Origin of the sequence: Comamonas sp. BIGb0124, assembly GCF_003752175.1 — a bacterium.
Taxonomy (GTDB): Bacteria; Pseudomonadota; Gammaproteobacteria; order Burkholderiales; family Burkholderiaceae_C; genus Comamonas_F.
The window spans coordinates 471,114-488,145 of sequence record NZ_RJVF01000009.1 but is presented as its reverse complement, the minus strand read 5'-3'; the positions used below and the strand labels follow the sequence as shown (position 1 = coordinate 488,145).

General features: G+C 65.8%; 15 protein-coding genes. 4 read left to right on the top strand and 11 right to left on the bottom strand.

What is annotated here, in order from left to right; genetic code table 11:
- Positions 1-85: 85 nt before the first annotated feature.
- Together EC845_RS08390 and EC845_RS08385 are read left to right on the top strand one after the other, a co-directional pair.
- Complete coding sequence (locus tag EC845_RS08390; protein ID WP_123297071.1) at positions 86-1,036, top strand: LysR family transcriptional regulator; 951 nt, start codon at positions 86-88, stop codon at positions 1,034-1,036.
- 647 nt (positions 1,037-1,683) lie between these two features.
- A complete protein-coding gene (locus EC845_RS08385) occupies positions 1,684-2,139 on the top strand; it encodes a hypothetical protein (protein WP_123297069.1) in 456 nt (151 codons plus the stop codon).
- Here the strand turns inward: EC845_RS08385 and EC845_RS08380 are convergent.
- The 10 genes from EC845_RS08380 to EC845_RS08340 all read right to left on the bottom strand — a co-directional run bounded on the left by EC845_RS08380 (position 2,102) and on the right by EC845_RS08340 (position 11,563).
- Positions 2,102-2,776, bottom strand: coding sequence for an amino acid ABC transporter permease (locus EC845_RS08380; protein ID WP_123297067.1), 675 nt, complete (start codon positions 2,774-2,776; stop codon positions 2,102-2,104). The genes EC845_RS08385 and EC845_RS08380 overlap by 38 nt on opposite strands.
- Positions 2,773-3,462, bottom strand: coding sequence for an amino acid ABC transporter permease (locus tag EC845_RS08375; protein ID WP_123297065.1), 690 nt, complete (start codon positions 3,460-3,462; stop codon positions 2,773-2,775). The genes EC845_RS08380 and EC845_RS08375 overlap by 4 nt, the downstream gene beginning before the upstream one ends.
- A 6-nt stretch (positions 3,463-3,468) precedes the next feature.
- Positions 3,469-4,218 carry an amino acid ABC transporter ATP-binding protein gene (locus EC845_RS08370; RefSeq protein ID WP_123297063.1) on the bottom strand — a complete coding sequence of 250 codons (750 nt, stop codon included), beginning with the start codon at positions 4,216-4,218 and terminating at the stop codon, positions 3,469-3,471.
- A 37-nt stretch (positions 4,219-4,255) separates the two neighbouring features.
- Complete coding sequence (locus tag EC845_RS08365; protein ID WP_158615653.1) at positions 4,256-5,101, bottom strand: transporter substrate-binding domain-containing protein; 846 nt, start codon at positions 5,099-5,101, stop codon at positions 4,256-4,258.
- Positions 5,102-5,150: 49 nt separating this feature from the next.
- Complete coding sequence (locus EC845_RS22345) at positions 5,151-5,813, bottom strand: aspartate/glutamate racemase family protein (protein WP_158615652.1); 663 nt, start codon at positions 5,811-5,813, stop codon at positions 5,151-5,153.
- A gap of 19 nt (positions 5,814-5,832) precedes the next feature.
- A complete protein-coding gene (locus tag EC845_RS08360) occupies positions 5,833-7,242 on the bottom strand; it encodes an amidase (protein ID WP_123297059.1) in 1,410 nt (469 codons plus the stop codon).
- 7 nt (positions 7,243-7,249) lie between these two features.
- On the bottom strand, positions 7,250-8,728 hold the full coding sequence (hydA, locus tag EC845_RS08355; protein ID WP_123297057.1) for a dihydropyrimidinase: 1,479 nt from the start codon (positions 8,726-8,728) through the stop codon (positions 7,250-7,252).
- A 16-nt stretch (positions 8,729-8,744) separates the two neighbouring features.
- Positions 8,745-9,524 (bottom strand): SDR family oxidoreductase, encoded by a 780-nt coding sequence (locus EC845_RS08350; protein ID WP_123297055.1) that lies wholly within the window; start codon positions 9,522-9,524, stop codon positions 8,745-8,747.
- A gap of 16 nt (positions 9,525-9,540) precedes the next feature.
- Entirely contained in the window at positions 9,541-10,479 is a 939-nt protein-coding gene (locus tag EC845_RS08345; protein WP_123297053.1) for a dihydrodipicolinate synthase family protein, read from the bottom strand.
- Positions 10,480-10,642: 163 nt separating this feature from the next.
- Positions 10,643-11,563 (bottom strand): LysR family transcriptional regulator, encoded by a 921-nt coding sequence (locus tag EC845_RS08340; protein WP_123298001.1) that lies wholly within the window; start codon positions 11,561-11,563, stop codon positions 10,643-10,645.
- An 88-nt stretch (positions 11,564-11,651) separates the two neighbouring features.
- Between EC845_RS08340 and EC845_RS08335 the strand changes: the two genes are divergently transcribed.
- Both EC845_RS08335 and katG read left to right on the top strand, forming a co-directional pair.
- Positions 11,652-13,091, top strand: a complete 1,440-nt coding sequence (locus EC845_RS08335; protein WP_123297051.1) for an FAD-binding oxidoreductase — start codon at positions 11,652-11,654, stop codon at positions 13,089-13,091.
- A gap of 123 nt (positions 13,092-13,214) precedes the next feature.
- Positions 13,215-15,542, top strand: a complete 2,328-nt coding sequence (gene katG / locus EC845_RS08330; protein ID WP_123297049.1) for a catalase/peroxidase HPI — start codon at positions 13,215-13,217, stop codon at positions 15,540-15,542.
- A gap of 29 nt (positions 15,543-15,571) precedes the next feature.
- On the opposite strand, the gene EC845_RS08325 is transcribed toward katG, so the two are convergent.
- Positions 15,572-16,312, bottom strand: a complete 741-nt coding sequence (locus EC845_RS08325; protein WP_123297047.1) for an SDR family oxidoreductase — start codon at positions 16,310-16,312, stop codon at positions 15,572-15,574.
- Positions 16,313-17,032: the final 720 nt, after the last annotated feature.

The following is a 17,032-nucleotide window of genomic DNA, read 5'->3' as shown; positions in this document are numbered from 1 at the left end:
TCTTGGGAGTCGCAGCGAATGGTAGTAACCCCTTAATCGCAGCGCAAACGGATATTCGTAATGGCTGCCCTCATAAAATCGATGCATGCACCATTTGCCCTCAACCACCGCTCTCAGGTGTTTCGATGCGAGCGCTCGCCTTCTGAGCTTCACGAAAGCTGCACAGGTTGTGAAACTTACACAGAGCGCCGTCAGCCATCACATCCAGGCGCTGGAGCAAACCTTGGGCATTGAACTGTTTGAGCGGGACCGCAGTGGACTCAAACTCACGAAGGCAGGGCTACGTTACTGGGAAGACATCTCGACTGTTCTGCATCAGCTCGAACGCGCAGCCATGCGCGCGGTCGCTGGCGACGAAGTCGGGCATCGATTGAATATCGCGGTGCCGTCGGCTTTTGCCAATTTCTGGTTGATGCCGCGGCTGAGCAGCTTTATCGAGTGCCACCGGGACATCATGCTCAACCTCACCAACCGGATCGACGGCGAGAACGCGTTGATCAGCAACGATGACGCCGCAATCGAGTTATGCGAGGGTGCCACTCCAAGTATCAAGGCGCGCGAGATCCTCTCGCTGGTGTACCAGCCCTACGCCAGCGCCAGCCTCATCGAACGCTCCGGCGTTTCGAGAGACTCGAATGGCGCGCTGTCTACGGATGAGTTGATGCATCTGCTGTCAAACGCCCCATTGATACGAACCAGCATGGTGGGTGCCTGGACCGCTTGGATCAAAGCCTCTGGTTTGAGCAGCCCAAGCCTAGCGGAAAGGGCTGAGCAAGGCCCTGTATACGCTCAGGCCTCCTTGGCGCTGTCGGCCGCAATGGGCGGCATCGGTATTGCGTTGTTACCGAAATACATTGTGTGTGGCGCAATGGATACCGGCCAGCTTGTTCGATTGAGCGCCGTGGGCTGGAAGGCCAACCGCGGTTACTTTCTCAGATGGCCTGCCAGGCAATCTGGCAACTTGGCGCTAATGAGATTTGAAGCATGGATTGCGAGTCAAGCGGAGGCAGAGGCCGCGATGCCGACACGGGATTGACACAGCCTGCGCAATGGAAAAATCAGCGTTGCACAGCACAGTCCGTGCTGTGCAACGCGTCGGGTCCTGCTGATTTTGGCCGAAGGCTGTCGACCGGTACACGGCGAGCTATCTGCACTCTCCCCCAGCGGGGGTACCTCCATAGGCGGCAACCTCGGACGGTTTAACCCCTAACTCAGAGGCACCCTTTAAAACCCTCAACGTCGGCTGACGCGCTGCCCTAGCCCCAGCCGACTGATGAAGTTGCGCTCAAGCTCAGCCTTGAAGTCCGGCTTTTCTTCATTCCTGCGTGACCTTCGCAGTCGTCGCAGAACACCCCCCGCACGCCTGCAACGCAGATTCCAACTTTAGTTGGAAGACACAAAGACATCGCTCTGCGAAAGTGACATCGGTGGCTTGAGACATCGCTGGACACCAAACGGAAAGGGGCAACGAGCGCCTTGTACTCACATCCACAGGAGATACCTGCTCATGGCAGCTGGTGCCAGCAGGCCTTCAACAAAGGGGAGCGGCCCGCAGTTCCACCGGCCAAGCCCCCCAAAAAACCGAAGCCCCACCGTCTCGAACACGGTGAGGCTTCAATCGAGAGCAACGCAGCGCAAGCCGAATCGCTCTCTCTGTTCATGAACCCGACAAGGAACAAAAACATGTCTCATCATGCCACGCCCGATTGCGACTCCTTCGATGTCAACGACGCCCTCATCATCGACCTCCTGCAGTTGAAGGCGGTGCTGGCCACGATGGGCCATCTCTTCGGCGGCGAATGCCCGCGCGACGAGCGGCCCACGGATCTTCAGTTGTGCCTGGTGATGCAATGGGCCAGCAAGACCGGCGAGCGGGCCTACCGCCTGGCCAGCGAGAGCCCGTCGATGGATGAAGCGGTGACGGGCGAGCTCATGGAGATGAGCGCGTTGCTGCTTTTGATGGATGCCACCCATTCGGCCCTCGACATGAGGATCGAATTCAGCGATGAAATCATGGACGGCTATCTGGACGCGATGATCCGGTGTGCGCAGCGGGTCTTGGAGACGATCAATCCCGGCTTGTTTCGCCGCCCTCCTCGCCTCAATGCCTCCGGCGCCGCCGCCCCTCCAGCGTGCTGATGAGTCGCACCACGGGCCACAGCAAGGCCAGATACATCAGCGCGGCCAGGGTGAGCGGTGTGGGGTTGAACAGCACCGATTGCGCCGACTGGGCGTTGTAGAGCAGCTCGGACATGCCCAGCACGCTGGCGATGGAGGTGGCCTTGACGATCTCGACGCTGTTGCCGATGAGGTCGGGCGTGACGTTGCGCAGGGCCTGCGGCAGCACGACATGGATCAGGGCCTGCACGGTCGACATGCCGGTCGAGCGGGCGGCTTCGGTCTGCCCGCCGGGCACGCTCTGAATGCCGGCACGGATGATCTCGCAGTAGTAGGCCGAGGTCGACAGCGTGAAGCTGATGGCCAGCGACAGGATGGGCGGCAGATCGATCCCCAGAAAAGGCGTGGCGAACGAAACGAAGATCAGCAGCACGAGCTGCGGAAACGAACGAAAGAAATCCACGTACACGTTGACGGCGATGCGGCAGGCCCGGCTGCCGCTCTGGCTGTGCAGCAGCGCCAGCGCCAGGCCGCCGGCCAGTCCCAGCGGAATCGTCAGCAGCGACAGCTGCAGCGTGATGAACAGGCCGTCTGCAAGAAACGGCAAGACCTGGGCCGCGATGGCGGCATTGAAGAAGGTGTCGAGGATGTCGCTCATGACCGGTGGCCCGCCTTGGTTTCGAGATAACGCGACAGCAGCACGATGGGGAAAATCATCAGGATGTAGATGGCCGCGCACAGCGTGAGCGGCGTGGGGTTGGCGAAGTCGCTGCTGGCGACCTGCGCGGTGCCCAGCACCTCGCTGAAGCCGATGACCGAGCCCAGTGCCGTGTTCTTGACGGTGGCGATGCAGCGGTTGGTGATCTGCGGCAGCGCCGTTCTGAGCGCCTGCGGCAGCACCACGTGCTGCATGGCGGCCAGCCAGGTCATGCCGGTCGAACGTGCGGCTTCCATCTGGCCGGGCGGCGTGGTGCACAGGCCCGACCACACGCACTCTTCGATGAAGGCGGCCAGCACCAGCGACAGGCACAGCCAGGTGGCCATCACGGCGCCCATCGCGATGTCGACATAGGGCAACGCGAAGTAGACCAGGATCAGCAGCACCAGCGGCGGCAGGGCCCGCATGATGTCGGCATAGGCCACGATGAGCCCGCGCAGCACGCGGCTGCGTGTGGCGTAGCGCACCGAAGCCAGAAGAATGCCGGCCAGCACGCCCGTGACGACGATGAGCAGGCCCACCGCCAGCGTCTGCCAGGCGGCGGCCAGGATCAGCGGGGCGGTCTTCGCGACGATGCCGGCGTTGAAGAAAGTCTCGACCAGCGAGGAGAAACCGGTGGTGCTCATGTCACATCAGCCCTGCTCGCCATGGAAACGCGACAGGAACGTCGCCAGCCGATCGCTGCCGGTTCCCGAGAAGACGCGATCGGGCGTGTCGTCGGCGGCGACCTGGCCGCCGTCCATGAAGATCACGCGGTCCGAGACATCGCGTGCAAAGCCCATTTCATGGGTGACGACCAGCATGGTCACGCCGGTGCCGCGCAGCTCGCGCATCACGCCCAGCACGCTCGAGACCAGCTCGGGATCGAGCGCGCTGGTGGGCTCGTCGAACAGGATGATCTTGGGCTTGAGCGCGACGGCACGGGCGATGCCCACGCGCTGCTGCTGTCCGCCCGAGAGCTGCGCCGGATAGGCCTGCGCCTTGTGCGCCAGCCCCACCTGCTCGAGCGCGGCCATGGCCTGCTCGTGGGCCTCGGCCTTGCCGAGCTTCTTGACGCAGCGCAGCGCCAGCGCCACGTTGCCGAGCGCCGTGAGGTGGGGATAGAGGTTGAACTGCTGGAACACCATGCCCATGTCCTGGCGCACACGGTTGATGTTCACGCCTTCGCGGGTGATGTCGTGGCCGTCGAACACGATCTGCCCGCCCGTCGGCTGCTCGAGCAGGTTGCAGCAGCGCAGCATGCTGCTCTTGCCGGAACCCGAAGGGCCGATGATCGACACCAGTTCACCCTCGCGGACACGGAAGTTGACGCCCTTGAGGACCGAGAGGTCGCCATAGCTTTTCTGGAGGTCGATCAGTTCGAGGATGATTTTCGGATTCATGGCGGGGCGGCGTTGGGCGGCGTGTTCGGGGCGCTCGTTACTTGCAGACGGGCTTGGGGGCATCGGGCTGGTAGCCCTCGAAGCCCTTGACGCCGATGCCGGGGTAGATCGCGACGGTGGGCGAATCGGCGGTGGGCTTGATGCCGGTCCACTTTTCGTAGAGCTGGGCGAGTTCGCCGCTCTGCTTCAGGCACTTGAGCGCGTTGGAGACCTTGAGCTGCAGCTCGGGGCTGTCCTTGCGGAAAGCGATGGCGGCGACGTTGCCGGTGCGCACGCGGTAGCTGGCCTTCAGGGCTGGGTTGTTCTGTGCCAGCCACGAGCCGGTCTGGATGCTCGAGAGCGTGGCGAAGGCGCGGCCCGATTGCACGGCCTGGATGGCATCGGCACCGGAGCCGTAGACGTCGACCTTGAAGCCGTACTTCTCGGCGTTGTTCTTGGCCCAGGCCTCGAACGACGAGCCCTTGTTGGTGGCGATGGTCTTGTCCTTGAACTCGCTCGGGTCGGTGACGTCGGGCGCGTTCTTGCGGGTCAGGAACAGGAAATCGTTTTCAAGATAGGGCTCGCTGAACAGCAGCATGCTGGCGCGTTCGGGCGTCACGTTGACGGGGGGCATCAGCAGGTCGTACTTGCCCGAGCTCAGGCCGGGCAGCGCGGCGCTCCACTGGGCGGGGTCGATGGCGATGGTCTGGCCCATCTCACGCGACAGGGCCGCAGCCAGATCGATGGTCAGGCCCTTGAGGCCGCCACCCAGGTCGGACATCGAGAACGGCGGCAACGAGGTGTCCGAGGGCGAGAGCAAGGGCTTTGCGGACTGGGCATGAACGGGAGACACCGAGGCCATCACGGCCAGTGCCAGGGTGGACAAGGCAAGTTTGAGAGACATGGAATTTCCTAGGAGTTGTAGACGGGTGACAAGGCGGGATCGGGACGATTCAGGGGTGGGCGCTGCCGGCGAGCAGTGCCTCGACGCGTTCGACGGCGGCCTGCAGCGGCAGGATGGTGCGGACACCCGCGCTGCGGCCGAGTTGCTGCGCGGCAGCGGCAACCGGTCCGCCGCCGATGACCAGCACCTGTGCGCCCTGCTCGTCGATGGCTTGCCGCATGCAGGCCTGCACGCGCTCGACGAGGTGCTGCGGGTTCTGCGCCGTGGTGCGGGCGTCGCCCTCGGCCACCAGCAAGGCACGCAGGTGGCTTTCGCAGCCATAGCGGCGCAACTGGGCCAGCGTGGATTCGCGCAGTTGCGGGGTGATCGTGATGAGTGCAAAGGGCTGGGCCAGCGCATCGGCAGCACGCATCGCGGCTTCGCCGATGCCGACCACCGGCACGGCGAGCGTGGTGCGCAGCGCCTCGAGGCCCGGGTCGCCGAAGGCCGCGACGATCACGGCATCGACGTTCAGCGCGGTGATCTGCGCGTGCATGCCCGCCACCGCCTCGGCCGCCGTGGCCAGGGCCTGCGGATCGGCGATCAGGGACTCGCCCTGCTCGGCCGTCAGCGTCAGCCACTCCCAATGCGCCGGTCCGTACCGGCGGGCCAGTTCGGCCATCATCGCGGTGGTCTCGCGCCGGGTATTGGGGTTGATGAGCAGCACTCTCACACGATTCTCCCGGGGGTCTTCACTCGGCGCAGGCGGGCCACAGGCGCATCCAGGCGGCCTGGGCTTCGTACTGCGTGGCGAGATCGAGCAACAGGTCGTCGGCACCGAAGTCGCCGACCAGCTGGAAGCCGACCGGCACGCCCGAGGCGGTGGGCGCTGCCGGCAACGCCAGGCCGGGATGGCTGCAGGCATTGACCCAGTTGGTGAAGACCGCATGGCCACGCGGGCCGACCTTCTGGCCGTCGATCACCGGTGGGAACGGCTCGTTCTTGGGCCACGGATTGGCGGCCGACGTGGGCGTCATGATGATGTCGTACTGTGCAAAGGCATCGCCCACATCCGAGCGCAGCGCCAGCAGCAGTTCGATCACGCCCTGGTAGTCGCCGCCGGTGATGCCGTCGCCGGTGATGGCGCGATCGCGGTATTCGGGCGTGACGTCGTCCTTGAAGCGCGGGTACTGCTGGGCCATGAGCGACATGCAGACGTTGCCGATCTTGGCCCAGTTGTCGCTCACGGGCTGGATGTCGAAAGGCAGCGGGCCTTCGGTGACCTCGTGGCCCAGCGCGCGCAGCTGTTCGGCTGCGGCGCGGCAGTTGGCCGCGATCTCGGGGTCGACGGGGTTGTTGCCGTATTGCGGCACATACAGAATGCGCAGCCGGCCCGGATCGGCAGCCAGCCCGCGCATGGGCACGAAGCCGCGCGAACGCTGGTCGCGGCGGTGCGGACGCGCCAGGGCCTGCATCATCAGGCGCACATCGTCGGCGCTGCGGCCGATCGGTCCCACCACTTCGCAGTCGTACAGCACCGAGGTGAAACCGTCGGCACGCGGAATACGCGACAGCGTCGGCTTGAAGCCCACCAGGCCGGTATAGCCGGCCGGCCGGCGGATCGAGCCGCCGCCATCGGTGCCCATCGACAGCGGCACCATGCCGGCTGCCACCGAAGCGACCGAGCCGCCGCTCGAACCGCCCGTCGTCAGTTCCGGATCCCACGGATTGCCGGTGGCGCCGTAGACCGGGTTGTAGGTCGAGCCGCGGCTGGCGAACTCGGGCAGGTTGGTCTTGCCCATGATGATCGCGCCGGCTTCGCGCAGCAGGGCGATGGGCAATTCGTCCTGTTCGGCGATGCGGTCCTTGAACAGCGGCGAGCCGAAGACGAACGGCATGCCCTTGACGTAGATGTTGTCCTTGATCGAGACCGGGATGCCTTCGAGCCAGCTGAGCGGACGGCCGGCGACCAGGCGTTCGTCGCTGGCGCGGGCCGCAGCACGTGCGCCCTCGACATCGACGTAGGTAAAGGCGTTGAGCACCGGCTGCAGGCGCTCGATGCGGGCCAGGTAGTGCTCGACCACTTCGGTGGCGGTGAGAACGCGGTCCCGCAGCCGCTGTCCGATCTCGCGGACGGACATTTGATGGATTTCGAGAGTCATGGTTGCGTTACCTCGGGTCTAGGGAATCTTGGTCTTCGACCAAGCGGAGAAAGTTTTGGCGCCCGCGCGGCCGGCGTGCGGTGTCCGATGTATCGAGCGGCCCCGGCACGCCCCGGGCGATGAACCGGCCCGAACCGCGCTCGGCGTGGAGTTCGTCGTGGTCGACGATGTGGCGGCCCCGGCTGAAGACGTGCACCGGCCAGCCCTGAATCCAGCGCCCTTCGTAGGGCGTGTAGCCCACGTTGTCGTGCAGCAGGGTGTGGCTGATCTGCACCCGGCGTTCGGGGTCCCACAAGGCCAGGTCGGCATCCGCACCCACCGCGATGAAGCCCTTGCGCGGCGCCATGCCGTACATCCGCGCATGGTTGGTGGCCGTGAGGGCCACGAACTGCTCGATGCCGATGCGGCCGGCCATCACGCCTTCCGAAAACAGCAGCGGCAGCCGCAGCTCGATGCCGGGCAGTCCGTTGGCCATCTGCTTGAAGGTGGTGGCATCGCCATGGGGCAGCTTGCCGCCGGTGTCGAACCGGTAGGGCGCGTGGTCGGACGAATACACCGCCAGCGTGCCGTCGATCAGCCCCTGCCACACGGCTTCTTGCGAAGCTTCGTCGCGCGGCGGCGGGCTGCAGCAGAACTTGGCGCCCTCGAGCCCCGGCAGGTCGGCGTCTTCCGCCTTCAGAAACAGGTACTGCGGGCAGCTCTCGGCATTCACCTGGGCACCCAATGTGCGGGCGTCGCGGATCATTTGCACGCTTTCGGCGCTGGAGACATGGACCAGCAGGATCGGCACATCGATCAGGCGGGCCAGTGCGATGGCACGGTAGGTGGCCTCGCTTTCGGCCAGCGCATCGTGCGCCACGCCGTGAAACTTGGGCGCCACGTGACCCCGGTCGAGCAAGCGGTGCGCGATCCAGCGGATGATGTCGTGGTTCTCGGCATGCACCATCACCAGCGCGCCCTCGCGCTGCGCCACGGTCATCACGTCGAGCATCTGGTAGTCGTCGAGGCGCAGCGCGTCGTAGGTCATGAAGACCTTGAGCGAGGTGATGCCGTCGCGGATGGCCTTGGGCAGTTCCTCGGCCAGCGTGGTGTCGTCCGGATTGGCCAGGATCAGGTGGAAGCCGTAGTCGATCACGGCCTTTTCGCGTGCTCGCTGCGCATAGTCGCCGATCACATCGGGCAGCCGCATGCCGCGGTGCTGGGCCGCGAACGGCACGATGGTGGTGGTGCCGCCGAACGCCGCCGACACGGTGGCCGAGTAGAAATCGTCGGCGCACATCACGCCCATGCCCGAAAGCTGCTCGACGTGGCAGTGGCTGTCGATGCCGCCCGGCAGCACCCACAGGCCCTTGGCATCGACGTCTTCGCGGCCCGGAGCGAGCCCGGGGCCGATGGCGGCGATGCGGCCATCGATCACGCCGATGTCGGCCATGAAGGTCGATTCGTGCGTGGAGACACGGCCGTTGCGGATGGTGAGGTCGAACATCGAATGAAGTCCTGGGTCAGAAGGTTCCGGGATACGCGCCGCCGTCCATCAGCAGGTTCTGCCCCGTGATGAAACCGGCCTGCGCGCTGCACAGGTAGGCGCAGGCGTCGCCGAACTCGGCCGGCGTGCCGAAGCGCTGCGCCGGGTTGGCCGCACGGCGCTGGGCCAGCGCGGCCTCTTCGGTCTGCTGGTTCTTGAGTGCCCACTGGCGGGCGGTCTCGCGCAGCCGGTCGGTCTCGAAAGGCCCGGGCAGCAGGTTGTTGATGGTCACGTTGTGCGCCACCGTCTTGCGCGCCAGGCCGGCCACGAATCCGGTCAGCCCGCTGCGTGCGCCGTTCGAGAGTCCGAGAATGTCGATCGGCGCCTTGACCGCACCCGAGGTGATGTTGACGATGCGGCCGAAGCGACGGGCGATCATCCCGTCCACGGTCGAGCGGATCAGTTCGATCGGCGTGAACATGTTGTCGTTGAGCGCGGCCATCCACACATCGCGATCCCAGTCACGAAAATCGCCGGGCTTGGGGCCGCCGGCGTTGGTGACCAGAATGTCGGGCTGGGGGCAGGCTGCGAGCACCGCTGCGCGCCCTTCGGCCGTGGTGACATCGGCCACGACGGCGGTCACGGTCACGCCGGTTTCCGCACGGATGGCGGCAGCGGTTTCCTCAAGTGCCTGCGCGCCGCGTGCCACCAGCGTCAGTTCGGCGCCTTCGCGGGCCAGCGACAGCGCGCAGGCCCGGCCCAGGCCCTTGCTCGATGCGCACACCAGCGCATGGCGTCCTTTGATTCCGAGATCCATATCGGCGACCTTTCCTTCAATCGACGTTGAACACGCCGCGCTGCGCCAGCGACAGACCGACACGCGCCACGGTGGCTTCCAGTTCACGCGCGGTGATGGGGTCCATGCGCATGCCGGGTGCACGCACGAAGTCGTTGGCGATCACGCCGCGCTTGACGTAGGTGTACTTGCGCAGCGCCAGGCCCAGCTTGGGCTGGAACTCGTAGCGGATGAGGGGGCAGTAGCGGTCGAACGTGGCGGCTGCCGCAGCGACGTCGCCGGCGGCGTAGTGGCGGTAGATGCGCACCAGGATTTCGGGGAATGCGAAGCCGGTCATGGTGCCCGCTGCGCCGCGCTCCAGCTCTTCCAGGAAATACACGCCGCCCAGGCCGCCGAACACCTTCATGCGGCCTTCGGCCAGCGACAGGATGCGCGAGATCTTGGGGCCGACCGGCGGCTCTTCCATCTTGATCATGTGCACACCGCCCTCGCGGCCCAGGCGGGCCACCAGTTCGGCACTGATCTCGGTGCCGAACGAGTCGGGGAAATCATGGATGACGACCGGGATCGACACGGCCTGAGCCACCAGGCGGTAGTACTCGAACTGCTGCGCATCGCCGGCCTTGTCCAGCGGTGCGACGAACACGGCGGCCGCGCCCATCGACTCGGCCTCGCGGGCCTGCTCGATGGCACCGGCGATGCCCAGTGCACGCACGCCGACCCAGACCGGCACGCGACCGGCGGCCTGCGCGACGAACGCACGGATGACCTGCTGGCGTTCGAGGCCCGAGAGCTTGTGCAGCTCTCCCAGGAAACCCAGGATGGCCAGGCCGGCCACACCGGCCTCGATCTGGAACTCGACGAGCGTGGCGATGCTGGCCTCGTCGACGACACCGTCGGCGGCAAAAGGCGTGGGGCAGATGGTGAACACGCCCTGGGCATGGGCAAGGTGATCGGGAAGGCTGAGCGATGTCATGGAAGCGGTGGCTTTCGTCTCGGAATCTCTGCGGAAGAGGAAAGGCCCTCGGCGTTGCACCCTTCTCGGAGTGCGGCATGCCGGGGCCTGCTGATGACCGCTATCTTGGACAAGCCGGCCTCGGCTGTCGTGTGCCTTTTCATGCGCAACCCTTAACACCATGTTATGGAGCGCCGGATTCCGCCGCAGCGGCCGGGTCGCCGTTCATCAGGCTGCGCAACTGGTCGACAAAGGCCTGGGCCAGTTGCGACAGCGGCTCGAAACGCGAATGCACCAAATGGGCGTGCAGCACCGGTGCGTCCTGCACCGGACGCACCACCAGGGTGCCCGTCGGCCAGCTGCGCACCGAGAATTCGTCGACCAGCGCAATGCCCGCACCGGCCTGCACCAGCGCGCAGGCGTTCTGCGGCGAGCCCACCTCGATGGCCGGGCGCGGCTCCATGCCTGCGCCCTGGAACAGGCCCTCCACCAGTTGCCCGAAGGGTGTCTCGCGTTCGTACGAGATCAGTGGAAAAGCCTCCAGATCGGCGACCGACAGCATCGAGCGGCGCAGCAACGGATGGTTGTATGGACAGACGCAGACCAGCCGCCCGCTGCCCAGCCGCTGCGTCACCACATTGGGGTGCTCCACGGGCAGGATGGTGACGCCCACGTCTGCATGGCCGTCCAGGATGCAGTCGACCAGCGGCTTGAAGCCCATGAACTGGAAGGTCACCTTGACCTGCGGGTTGTGATGGCGGAAGTCCGCGATCGCCTGCGGAATCAGCATCTGCCCGACGCTGGGGCTCGACACCACATTGAGGATGCCTTCCCGGTGTTCGCCCAGATCGCGCGCCAGTTGGTTGACGCGCTGCACGCCGGCATAGACCGACTCGACCTCGCGGAACAGCTTCTTGGCCTCGGGCGTGGCGTACAGCCGGCCCTTGACGCGCTGGAACAGCGCAAAGCCGACCCGCAGCTCGGTGTGCGCGAGCAGGCGGCTCACGGCCGGCTGGGAGACGAACAGCAACTCCGAGGCGCCGCGGATCGAGCCGGTGATCATGACCGCACGGAAGACCTCGATCTGCCGCAGGTTCAGCGCCATGGGCGCCTCCCGATCCATAACAAAAGGTTAATCATGACGAACAAGTTAGCAAGTGCCATGCCGCAACCCGCGGCCTAGACTCGTCGCCATGTCAGGCCCCTCACTCCCACCCGCCGCGTTCGCCGCGCCCGAACTGATCCAGCGCCTGCGTGCCGCCGTGGGCGATGCCGGACTGGTCACCGATCCCCAGGTGCTCGCCGCCCTCACCACCGACTGGCTGGGCAAGTGGCACGGCCACGCCGCCGCCGTGGTGCGCCCGGCCGACACCCAGGAGGTCGCGGCGGTCATGAAGATCTGCCACGACACGCACACACCCGTGGTCACCCAGGGCGGCAACACCGGCATGAGCGGCGGCGCCACGCCCGACGCCAGCGGCGCGCAGCTCATCCTCAGCACCACACGCCTGAACCGCGTGCGCCAGGTCGATCCGATCAACAACACCCTGACGGCCGACGCCGGCGTCACGCTGGCGCAATTGCACGAGGCGGCGCTGGCACACGACCGGTTTTTTCCGCTGTCGATGGGTTCGGAGGGCAGTTGCACACTGGGCGGCAACCTGGCCACCAACGCAGGCGGCATCGCCGTGCTGCGGTACGGCACGGCACGCGACCTGGTGCTCGGCGTCGAGGCGGTGCTGCCCGACGGCCGCATCTGGAACGGCCTGCGCGCCCTGCGCAAGGACAACACCGGCTACGACCTGCGCCACCTGTTCGTGGGCTCGGAAGGCACGCTGGGCGTCATCACGGGTGCCGTGGTCAAGCTCTACGAACGGCCCACGGCACGCGCCACGGCCTGGGTCGGCGCCGATGGGCTCGACCATCTGGTGGCTCTGCTGGCCAGGCTGCGGACGGCCTGCGGCGAACGCCTGGCCGCCTTCGAGATGATGTCGCACGAGTCGCTCGCTCTGGTGCTCGCCCACACGCCCGGCTTGCGCGCGCCGCTCGAAAGCCGGCACGCATACCATGCCCTTGTCGAGCTCGCCGACACCCACGATTTCGGCCTCGGCGCCTTGCTCGAATCCACGCTGGGCAGCGCACTGGCCGATGGCCGGATCGACGGCGCCGCGGTCTGCACCAGCGACGCGCAAAGCGCCAATGTCTGGAAAATCCGCGAAGGCATCTCGCACGCCCAGGTCCGCGCAGGCCGAGCGATCAAGCACGACATCGCGCTGCCCATCTCGGCCCTGCCCGTGTTTGTACGGGAAGCCGAAGCTGCACTGCGGGCGGCGGATCCGGCCGTGCACATCGTGAACTTCGGCCACCTGGGCGACGGCAATCTGCACTTCAACGTGCTGCTGCCGCTGGACACCCCGCCCGAACGGATCCACCACGCCACGCTGCGTTTCAACGGGCTCGTGCACCATCTGGTGCGCGCCCATGGCGGCTCGATCAGCGCCGAGCACGGCATCGGCCAGTTGCGGCGCGACGAATTGCCGCTCTACAAACCCGCGTTCGAGCTCGAGCTGATGCTGCGGATCAAGCAGATTCTCGACCCGAACCAGATCATGAACCCAGGCAAGCTGCTCTGATCCAGCCCACCGCCATCTTTAATAGTTTTTTCAAATTGGAAAATTAGGTTCATTTGCTTGCGGCTATTACATTATGAGGGCTAACATGACTGGCGTTCATCAAATCAATACAGGAGCCGCCCCATGAATACCTCCGCTACGCCCCCCTCCACGGCGCCCGCCGGCCAGTGCCCCTTCTCCGGCAAACGATCTGCCAGCGCCGAGCCGGAAGCCGGAACGGCGCCGCGGCACAGCGCCGGCGGCGGCACCACCAATCGCGACTGGTGGCCCAATCAGCTGCGGGTCGATCTGCTGAACCAGCACGGCGGCAAGTCCAATCCCCTGGGCGTGGCCTTCGACTATGCAGAGGCCTTCAAGAGCCTCGATCTCGAAGCCGTCAAACAGGATCTGCGCCTGCTCATGACGGATTCGCAGGACTGGTGGCCGGCCGACTTCGGCCATTACGGTCCGCTGTTCATCCGCATGGCCTGGCACAGCGCAGGCACCTACCGCACGGGCGACGGCCGCGGCGGTGCCGGCCGCGGCCAGCAGCGTTTTGCCCCGCTCAACAGCTGGCCCGACAACGTGAGCCTGGACAAGGCCCGCCGCCTGCTGTGGCCGATCAAACAAAAGTACGGCCAGAAGATCTCGTGGGCCGACCTGCTCATCCTCACCGGCAACATCGCACTCGAGACCATGGGCTTCAAGACCTTCGGTTTTGCCGGCGGCCGTGAAGACACGTGGGAAGCCGATCAGGACGTCTACTGGGGCACCGAAAAGACCTGGCTGGGCGGCGACACCCGCTACGGCAAGAGTGCGCCCGGCGACGGCACGATCGTGGCCGACGCGGCGCTGCACGGTGCCGAGCAGGACCGCACCGACGACCAGGGCCGCCACCTCGAGAACCCGCTGGCTGCCGTGCAGATGGGCCTGATCTACGTCAACCCCGAAGGCCCCGAAGGCAACCCCGACCCCATCGCCGCCGCGCACGACATCCGCGAGACCTTTGCGCGCATGGCCATGAACGACGAGGAAACCGTGGCCCTGATCGCCGGCGGCCACACCTTCGGCAAGACCCACGGCGCGGCGCCTGCCGACCATGTGGGCGCAGAGCCCGAGGCCGCGGATCTCGAGAACCAGGGCCTGGGCTGGTCGAACAGCTTCGGCAGCGGCAAAGGCGGCGACGCCATCACCAGCGGCCTCGAAGTCACCTGGACCCAGACCCCCGCCCAGTGGAGCCACCACTTCTTCGACAACCTCTTCAAGTTCGAGTGGGAGCTGACCAAGAGCCCCGCCGGTGCGCACCAGTGGGTGGCCAAGGATGCCGAAGCCAGCATTCCCGATGCGCACGACGCCACGCGCCGCCACCGTCCCAGCATGCTGACCACGGATCTGTCGCTGCGACTGGATCCGGCCTACGAAAAGATCTCGCGCCGCTTCCACGAGAACCCGGACGCCTTTGCCGACGCCTTTGCGCGCGCATGGTTCAAGCTGACGCACCGCGACATGGGTCCGCGTGCGCTGTACCTGGGCCCGGACGTGCCGGCCGAAGAACTGATCTGGCAAGACCCCCTGCCCGCCGTCGACCATGCACTCGTCGACGACACCGACACCGTCACGCTCAAGCGCGAGATCCTGGCCAGCGGCCTGACGGTGTCCGAACTCGTCGGCACGGCCTGGGCCTCGGCCTCGACGTTCCGCGGCTCGGACAAGCGGGGCGGAGCCAATGGCGCGCGCATCCGCCTGGCGCCGCAAAAGGACTGGGCCGTGAACCAGCCCGACCAGTTGGCCAAGGTGCTGCAGGTCTTGGAAGGCATCCAGGCGCGTTTCAACGGCACGCAGACCGGCGGCAAGAAAATCTCGCTGGCCGATCTGATCGTGCTGGCGGGCAATGCCGGTGTCGAACAGGCCGCCCACGAGGCCGGCCGCACACTGACCGTGCCGTTTGCACCGGGCCGCACCGACGCCACCCCCGAGCAGACCGATGCCGAGTCGTTTGCCGTGCTCGAACCCATCGCCGACGGTTTCCGCAACTACCTCAAGGGCCGCTACAGCGTGCCCGCCGAGGCGCTGCTGATCGACAAGGCCCAGTTGCTGACCCTGACCGCACCCGAACTCACGGTGCTCGTGGGCGGCCTGCGCACCCTCGGCATCCAGACGGGCGGCACGAGCCACGGCGCCTTCACGCAGCAGCCGGGCCAGTTGAACAACGCGTTCTTCAGCAACCTGCTCGACATGAACACGGTGTGGAAAGCCGTCTCGGAAGACCGCCAGCTGTTCGAAGGCCGCGACCGCACCAGCGGCGAGCTGAAATGGACGGCCACCCGCGTCGACCTGGTGTTCGGCTCCAACGCGATCCTGCGGGCCCTGGCCGAGGTGTATGGCAGCGCCGATGCACAAGACCGCTTCTATGCCGACTTCGTGGCGGCGTGGACCAAGGTCATGAACCTCGACCGCTTCGACCTGAAGTGAGCCCGCTGGATCTCGGGCCGGAAACGGCCTTAGGCGATACCGCCATTGGCACGTACCACCTGCCCGTTGATCCAGCTGCCGCTTTCGCCGACCAGGAACGCCACGATGCCGGCGATGTCGTCGGGCTGCCCCAGTCTTTCCAGCGGGGGCATCTTGGTGAAATGGGCGATCTGTTCGGGCGTCTTGCCGTCCAGGAAAAGCTCGGTGGCCACCGGGCCGGGGGCCACGGCATTCACGGTGATGCGGCGGCCACGCAGTTCGCGGGCGAACACCCGGGTAAAGGCCTCGACCGCCGCCTTGGTGCCGTTGTACACGGCATAACCCGGCAGGTTCAAGGCCAGCGCCGAGGTCGACAGATTGACGATGCGTCCGCCCTCGCCCAATCGGCCGGCGGCTTCGCGCAGCGTGTTGAACACGCCCTGGGTGTTGATGGCAAAGCTCTGGGCAAAAGCCTGGTCGGTCATCTCGGCCAGCGGCGCGGTCTTCAGAATGCCGGCATTGTTGACCAGCACCTGCACCGTGCCCAGTTGCTGCTCGACCGTATCGAACAGCTGTCTCACCTGTTCACCGTCAGAGACATCCGCCCGCACGGCGATGGCCGGCGCGCCCGATGCAGCCAGTTCACCGGCCAGCGCCTGGGCTTCGACCGCGTTGGACGCGTAGTTCACCGCCACCGCATAACCCTCGCGGGACAAGCGGCGCGCAATGGCGGCACCGATGCCACGGGAAGCCCCCGTGATCAAGGCAACAGGATGGGTGGGGTTCGACATGGCGCGGTTCCTCGGTTGAGATCTGGAAGCGGCCATTGTGGATTATTCATCCAAATTGATAATCACCGATCATTCAATTACACAATTTCATTTGCATCAACAATGCAGAGGCGACCGGGCACCTGCCGGGGCTCTGCATAACGCGAAGTGCTTTACAGGACGTCGAGAATGTGAAATCTGTCTATGCCGTCGATGAACTAAAGAAAAAATAAAGCACCTGATATACAAGTGAAAAATACCGGGGAGAGCAATATGCAATACGTCAGACTGGGTTGGAGATCGGCAAACGCAGAGGCTTCGACTGCGGGCTATGGACAATGGGTGATCGCCACACCCGAGATGCGGCTGACGCTGGCCGAGTCGCTGGCGGCCGTGGCCTCCGATCCGCACACCGTCTGGTGGATCGAAGACACCGAAATCGAGGTCGAGGCGGCCTGAAGCCCCTTCGCCGCTGCGTGGTTGGCCGAGCAAAGCACTCGGCCTCAAGCCCCGGGGGTCGGCCTGCGCCCTAGAATCCGGTGTATTCAGCCTCTGGATAAACACCATGATTCGCTGCACCACAAGACACAGCCCACGCCCCCTCTCCTCCGGCCAGGCGCATCCGCGCCGGCAGCCCTGCCTGTCCGGGTGCGATTGCGCCGCCCATCCGCCGTTCAGACCCCCGACTGCCACGCGCCGCTGAACGGCATTCCCCTCTCCCGTACCCGCCCCGCCGGCCCA

Bases quoted from the DNA above. Each gene is read 5' to 3' on its own strand.
- EC845_RS08390 (WP_123297071.1), top strand. From the start codon at position 86: ATGCACCATTTGCCCTCAACCACCGCTCTCAGGTGTTTCGATGCGAGC.
- EC845_RS08385 (WP_123297069.1), top strand. From the start codon at position 1,684: ATGTCTCATCATGCCACGCCCGATTGCGACTCCTTCGATGTCAACGAC.
- EC845_RS08380 (WP_123297067.1), bottom strand. From the start codon at position 2,776: ATGAGCGACATCCTCGACACCTTCTTCAATGCCGCCATCGCGGCCCAG.
- EC845_RS08375 (WP_123297065.1), bottom strand. From the start codon at position 3,462: ATGAGCACCACCGGTTTCTCCTCGCTGGTCGAGACTTTCTTCAACGCC.
- EC845_RS08370 (WP_123297063.1), bottom strand. From the start codon at position 4,218: ATGAATCCGAAAATCATCCTCGAACTGATCGACCTCCAGAAAAGCTAT.
- EC845_RS08365 (WP_158615653.1), bottom strand. From the start codon at position 5,101: ATGTCTCTCAAACTTGCCTTGTCCACCCTGGCACTGGCCGTGATGGCC.
- EC845_RS08360 (WP_123297059.1), bottom strand. From the start codon at position 7,242: ATGACTCTCGAAATCCATCAAATGTCCGTCCGCGAGATCGGACAGCGG.
- hydA (WP_123297057.1), bottom strand. From the start codon at position 8,728: ATGTTCGACCTCACCATCCGCAACGGCCGTGTCTCCACGCACGAATCG.
- EC845_RS08350 (WP_123297055.1), bottom strand. From the start codon at position 9,524: ATGGATCTCGGAATCAAAGGACGCCATGCGCTGGTGTGCGCATCGAGC.
- EC845_RS08345 (WP_123297053.1), bottom strand. From the start codon at position 10,479: ATGACATCGCTCAGCCTTCCCGATCACCTTGCCCATGCCCAGGGCGTG.
- EC845_RS08340 (WP_123298001.1), bottom strand. From the start codon at position 11,563: ATGGCGCTGAACCTGCGGCAGATCGAGGTCTTCCGTGCGGTCATGATC.
- EC845_RS08335 (WP_123297051.1), top strand. From the start codon at position 11,652: ATGTCAGGCCCCTCACTCCCACCCGCCGCGTTCGCCGCGCCCGAACTG.
- katG (WP_123297049.1), top strand. From the start codon at position 13,215: ATGAATACCTCCGCTACGCCCCCCTCCACGGCGCCCGCCGGCCAGTGC.
- EC845_RS08325 (WP_123297047.1), bottom strand. From the start codon at position 16,312: ATGTCGAACCCCACCCATCCTGTTGCCTTGATCACGGGGGCTTCCCGT.